Annotated in this window: 2 protein-coding genes and 1 pseudogene; all 3 read left to right on the top strand. The window is 58.7% G+C overall.

Translation table 11 applies throughout. The features are described 5' to 3' along the window. On the top strand, window positions 1-4,609 hold a 4,609-nt coding region (locus tag NGM28_RS28195; RefSeq protein WP_252092513.1), incomplete at its 5' end, for an RHS repeat-associated core domain-containing protein. Next, a complete protein-coding gene (locus tag NGM28_RS28190; protein WP_252092512.1) occupies window positions 4,609-5,136 on the top strand; it encodes a hypothetical protein in 528 nt (175 codons plus the stop codon). The genes NGM28_RS28195 and NGM28_RS28190, both read left to right, overlap by 1 nt. A 64-nt stretch (window positions 5,137-5,200) precedes the next feature. Then, window positions 5,201-5,848 (top strand): annotated as a pseudogene (tnpC, locus tag NGM28_RS28185) (IS66 family transposase); the annotation flags it as partial. Window positions 5,849-6,027 lie beyond the last annotated feature (179 nt).

Below are 6,027 nucleotides of genomic sequence, written 5' to 3'. Positions count from 1 at the left end.
TGATGCCTGGCTGCAGTCGGTCAGCGGCGGCTACGTCACCCTCGAACGGATCAAGACCGTGGCCGGCGCGCTGCCGGTGGTGGGCAATATCATGGCCTTGGTCGACGCCCTGGGCGACGTGGTCACCCTGGTCAAGAGCAAGAACCGCCAGCTGCTCGACTGGGTGAGCCTGGGCATCAACCTGATCGGCGTGCTGCCGGCGCCGCCGACCATGGCCGCGGCGCGCATGAGTCTGCGCCCGACCCTGTTCCTGGTGCGCCAGGAGCTGCGCAACAGCGCCAAGATGCTGCTGGGCGATTCGCTGATCCAGGTGTTGATCGGCCACCTCAACGCGACCATCGCCGGGACCATCGACGATTTCGTGGCCAAGGCCCAACCGAAGATTGCCAGCATTCTGGCCGACGCCGGTGCGCTAGGCACGAAGATGACCAGCGAGATCGCCACGGGCCTTGAGAAAGTCACCCTCGGGCAACTGGACGCCAAGGGCGACCGCGACAAGGCGGGCAAGCAGATGTCGGCTGCCGCCGACAAACTGCTCAACGACCCCAAGGCCGCCTTCAGCAACTTCTTCGGTGCAGTGCACAGCGCCTACAAGGCCGCCGGCAAGGGGCTGGCCAACAGCGCCACGAGCAAGCTGCTGCCGGACGAGATCAAGAGCAAGGTGTTAGCCAACACCGGCCAGCTGCGCGCCCTGGGCCCGGAGATGGCCCGGCAGTTGAACAAGCTGGCAGACCCCGGTACGCAGATGAGCATCGGCTGGATGCTGACGGTGCTCGGCGGGGCAGTGAAGGGCTTCCGCAAGCGCAACAAGAACGGGCAGCCGGGGGTGAGCAAGCCGGGGACCACCACGCAGGTTGAGCGGGAGAAGGGCAAGGGCGAGTTGGCGGTCAGTGGTTCGCAGGCGAATGCCACCCAGACGCCGAGCCCGATCGAACCCAGTTGCCCTATCCCGAGACCAATCCCGAAGTCCACGACGGGGCGTAACATCAGCTTTGCCCTGGGCTCGGAGTTCATCATTCACACGGATTTCAGCCTGCCCGGTGCATTTCCGATTGATTGGCAACGGATCTACCACTCGCGCCTGGCCGAATATGACCAGGGCTGTCTGGGCGCCCGTTGGGTAACGCCCCTGACCACGCGTATCGATGTGCTCGACAAGGGCTTGCTGTTCCATGACTTCGACGGTCGCAGCCATGCGTTCGAACTGCCCAAGGTTGGCAAGTCGCTGTTCAACGCCATCGAGGACTTGCTGCTGGTGCGCAGCAGCGACGATGAGCTGGTGATCTGCCGTGGCTTCGTGCGCAAGGAGTATTACCTGCGCGTGGGTGATCGCTATTACTTGCGCAAGATCCTGCTGCAGAACGACGCCGGCTGCATGCTGCACTACGAGCATCACCATGAAGGGCGTCCAGTGCTGTCGGACATCATCACCTTCCAGGGCGATGTGAAAGACGTCCTGCGCCACCTGGGCACACTGATCGATGAACAGGGCCATATTACTGGCCTGTGGGAAATGCGCGACGGTCAGCCACTGCGTCAGCTGTGTGCCTACCACTACGATGATCAGGGCGACCTCGTCGCCGCCCAGGATGAGCACGGCGCGGCCTGGCATTACCAGTACCAGAATCACCTGGTGACCCGTTACACCGACCGCACCGGCCGAGGTATGAACCTGCAGTGGGACGGCAGTGCCTTCGACGCCAAGGCCATTCGCGAATGGGCCGATGACGGCAGTTACGACACGCGCCTGGAATGGGACGAGAACATTCGCCTCACCTACGTCACCGACGCCCATGGCCAGGAGACCTGGTACTACTACGACATCCTTGGCCACCTGTACCGTGTGCGGCATCCGGACGAGCGCTCGGAGTGGATTTTCCGTGACGAGCGCAAGAACGTGGTACGCCATGTACACGCCGACGGCAGTGAGGACCGCTACGACTATGACGAGCAGGGCAGTGTCATTCGTCATATCCGTGCTGATCACAGTCAGACACATTTCTCTTACGATGATCACCGCCAACCAATAAAGCTTCGTGATGCCGAAGGCGGTCTGTGGCTGCGTGATTACGACCAGAAGGGCAACCTGGTCGAGACCACCGATCCATTGGGCAACAAGACCGAGTTCGCCTACACACCCTCTGGGCTGGTCAAGGCGATCAAGGATGCCAACGGCAACGAGAAAAAGCTGGCGTATAACGCGGCGGATCAACTGGTCGCGTACACCGACTGCTCGGGCAAGACCAGCCAGTGGGCGTACGACGACTTCGGTCAACTGGTGTTGTTCACCGATGCAGTCGGCAGCACGACCACCTATGAGTACAAGGCTGGTCAACTGACGAAAGTCACCCACCCAGACAACACCGAAGAGCGCTTCGAGCGCGATGCTGAAGGTCGTCTGCTGGCTCACGTCGATGCACTAGACCGTTGCACTACCTGGGCCTACAACGCCGTGGGCCTGCTGGCCGAGCGGGTGGATGCCAACGAGCACACTCTACGTTATCGCTGGGACAAGCTGGGCCGCCTGATCGGCCTGGAGAACGAGAACGAGAGCAAGGCCAACTTCCTTTACGACCCGGTCGGGCGCTTGCTGCAAGAGCAAGGCTTCGATGGCTTGGTGACGCGTTACCAGTACGATCCTGATACGGGCCGACTGGCCGGCACCCAGGTCGGTCAGCGGCGCATCGATATCACCTTCGACCCGGTGGGGCGTCTGATTTCACGTGCGGCCAGCTTGGGTGACCAACGTCAGGAAGAGACCTTCGCTTACGACGGCAATGGCAACCTGATCCAGGCGATCAACGCAGCCAGCAAGCTGCAATGGTTCCATGACGAGGCGGGCAACCTGACCCGCGAGCACCAGTACTATTTCGGTACCGAAGTACCAATGGTCGCGGTGTGGCAGCACGAATACGACGCGCTGAATCTGCGTACCGCCACCACTCGCCCCGATGGCCACAAGGTCAGCGTGCTTACCTATGGCAGTGGTCACGTGCTGGGCATGACCCTCGATCAGCATGAGTTGCTCGCCTACGAGCGCGATGACCTGCATCGTGAAGTGGTGCGCCACCAGGGCAACCAGCTGATGCAAACTCAGGCGTGGGATCCGGCCGGGCGTCTTCAGGAGCAACTGTTGGGCAGCCACGATGGCCAGTCCACCCTGCTCAAACGCCAGTATCAATACGATGCCGTTGGCCAGCTGACCGATATCCACGACACCCGCCGTGGCCACCTGGCCTATCAGTACGATCCCGTTGGCCGCTTGCTGCAAGCCACCAGCCGCCTTGGCGTGGAGACCTTTGCTTTCGACCCGGCCGGCAACCTGCTGGACGACAAGACCCAGGAACTCAATCGTCCGCTGGAAAGCGATCCGCGGCGCAACAAGCTGATGGACAACCTGTTGCGTGAATACGCCGGGACCCATTACCAGTACGACGACCGTGGCAACCTGATCTATCGCCTGCACAACGGCGACAAGGCCCACCTGGCCTGGGACCTGTTCGACCGCCTGACGCGTTATGACGATGACAGGCTCACGGTGGTGTACAGCTATGACGCCCTGGGGCGCCGTCTGCACAAGCACTCCACCGCGCACCATCAGGATGATCCGCGTGCCGGTAGTGGTTGGAACCAGATGCAGCGGGCTAAGCGCCAGCGCGAACTGGGTTGCGGTTACACCTTGTACGGTTGGGATGGCAACAACCTGGCCTGGGAAAGCTCACCGCCACAGGATGAAGGCGACACCGGGCGGACTGTGCATTACTTGTACGAGCCGGGCAGTTTCGTGCCGGTTGCCCAGGCGCTGCGCAAGAGCCCGATCCGCTTGCTACGCCAACCGGATTGGAACGACCGGGAATACGATTTCGATCAGGACCCGCTGTGGCAGCACGAGGTCAAACCGCAGCCAATCGACGCCATTGCCTGGTACCAGTGCGACCACCTCGGTACGCCGATGGAACTCACCGACCACAATGGTGAGGTGGCGTGGATGGCGCAGTACAAGGCGCGGGGGGAGATCAAGGAAATCCGTTCCGAATGGGCCAAGCAGGTCGGCCTGAGCAACCCTATTCGATTTGAGGGTCAGTACCACGACCATGAGACGGGGCTGTATTACAACCGTCATCGGTATTACGATCCGGGCGTAGGGAGATTCATAAGCCAAGACCCAATCACGTACACAGGTGGATTGAATTTCTATGAATACGCTATCAACCCAACCAACTGGACCGATCCACTAGGCCTTTGTGCAGGAAAGAAATCGTGTAACTGCGGGTCTCCGACTAGGCAGCTTGCGGATGAAGCACACGCTACTCTTGATCCCACTGCTCAGCGCTTCAAATCTACTGCCGTGGGTGTTATGCCTGATGGAAGTATGGGGATCGCTTCCAGTGACAAGAAGGTCCCCAAAGTGCAGAGAGAGTTTGCGCAAGAGAGAGGGCTGACAGTCGTGAATGGGGTGGGGCATGCAGAGGAAACACTAATTAATGCCGGCGCTAGACATGTGGATGCTAATAGGGGTGTGTGCTTGGATTGTGAAACGATGATGCATGAAAAAAAGGTCACAACACATACACCGGTCACTGGCAAAAAGAGCAAAAGGCGGGTTTGATGAAGATGAATTTTGAAAAATTGTTTGGGATGTCGAGAGAAAAAATATCTCTTTTTTGCCTTTTAGGGGCAGAGCGTGTGGCAGGAATTTATGCTGAGTACTGTAAGAAATATGCCCTGAGTGTAGATGTCAATTCTTCGGCTCTGGCTGAGTTGTTTCAGCGGCATGTGTTGCTCGATAAGCACGAGCTTAAGCGGTTGTATCAAGAAGTTTATAGTGGTATTCCGGATACCGAGGACTACAGTGATGAGTTGGTAGATCAGGCCCAGTGTGCTGTGATTTGTACATCTTACTGTGTTGAGTATTTAGAGAATTCCAGCCATGAGTCAGTTCGATACGCCATTGCGAAGGTGGCTGAAGCAATCGATATTTTTGACGAAGATGTAGATAGGAAGACTGCACTAGAGGTGGAATGGTGTAATCAGCTATTGGATGTATTAATCGGAATGGATATGAGTGATGCTCAGGAAATTAAGGGTATTAGGCAGAAAAATTTACTGCATGAAGTCCCAGTGCTAGGAGTTTAGTCCTCTTGCATAGAGGTTCATCTGCGAAATCGGCTGGCCGCTTGTTACAGGCTGCCAGCCGTCTGGCTATCGCGGCTATGTCATGACCGACGACTACGCCGGTTACAACGCACTGGCCACACAGAACGGCGTGGAGCGGTTGGGCTGCTGGGCGCATGCGCGGCGCAAGTTCGTCGAAGCGCAGAAAGTACAGCCCAAGGGCAAGACAGGACGCGCTGACATCGCATTGAACCTGATCAATAAGCTCTATGGCGTCGAGCGCGACTTGAAGGACAGTGACGACGAAGATCGTAAGGCTGCCCGCATGGAGCGCAGCCTGCCATTGCTGACTCAGCTGAAAAACTGGGTAGAGAAAACGCAACCTCAGGTCACGACGCAGAATGCCTTGGGCAAGGCCATCGGCTACTTGGCCAGCAACTGGAGCAAATTGGAACGCTATGTCGAGCACGGCTACTTGCCGATGGACAACAACGCGGCCGAGCGTGCGATCCGCCCGTTTGTCATCGGAAGAAAGAACTGGTTGTTCAGTGACACACCCAAAGGTGCCACTGCCAGCGCACAACTTTACAGCTTGGTAGAAACGGCCAAAGCCAACGGCCAAGAACCCTATGCGTGGCTGCGCCACGCGCTGGAACGCCTGCCGCAGGCGTCCTCAGTGGAAGACTACGAAGCGCTATTGCCATGGAATTGCACACCTCAAATACACAGCTAGGTGCGCTGCCCATCTTTGGTTAGGTGGGGTTTATGGAGCGCTTACGCGCCAACTACACCGCCCACGCCGCGCAGTTCGCCCGCATCGGCGCCGCCAGCAAGGCCGGCACCTTCCCCGAACCGCCGAAACCCGGCAAGGGCGACCTGGAGCTGCTGTACCAGTACGCCAACAGCAAGGGC

Origin of the sequence: Pseudomonas sp. MWU13-3659, assembly GCF_023757525.1 — a bacterium.
GTDB lineage: Bacteria > Pseudomonadota > Gammaproteobacteria > Pseudomonadales > Pseudomonadaceae > Aquipseudomonas > Aquipseudomonas entomophila_E.
This window is presented reverse-complemented; position numbering and strand designations above follow the sequence as displayed.